Below are 338 nucleotides of genomic sequence, written 5' to 3'. Positions count from 1 at the left end.
GACGTCAGGGTGGCGGTGTACGTGCCGTCGCCGTTGTCGGTCACCGCGGACAGCGTGCCCGCTGTGGTGGACAGACCGACCACGTCGCCCGCATCCGCGACGACGTTACCGTTCGCATCGAGGAGGGTGACGGTCACGGTCGAGGTGCTCGAGCCATCCGCGGTGATCGACGTCGGGGACGCGACGATCGTCGACGTACCGGTGTCCGCTGCACCCGCGACGAACGCGACCGTGGCGGTGGCGTCCGCATCGGCATCATCGATCGTGAACGAGACGATCGCGGAACCCACCGTCGTCGCCGACGTCAGGGTGGCGGTGTACGTGCCGTCGCCGTTGTC

At 68.6% G+C, this 338-nt stretch carries 1 protein-coding gene; it reads right to left on the bottom strand.

What is annotated here, in order from left to right; genetic code table 11:
• Positions 1–338: Ig-like domain-containing protein (locus tag DW298_RS05065; protein ID WP_240745021.1), on the bottom strand; the 338-nt coding region annotated here is incomplete at both ends.

The sequence above is a fragment of the Microbacterium sp. A20 genome, from assembly GCF_004794515.1.
GTDB lineage: Bacteria > Actinomycetota > Actinomycetes > Actinomycetales > Microbacteriaceae > Microbacterium.
This window is presented reverse-complemented; position numbering and strand designations above follow the sequence as displayed.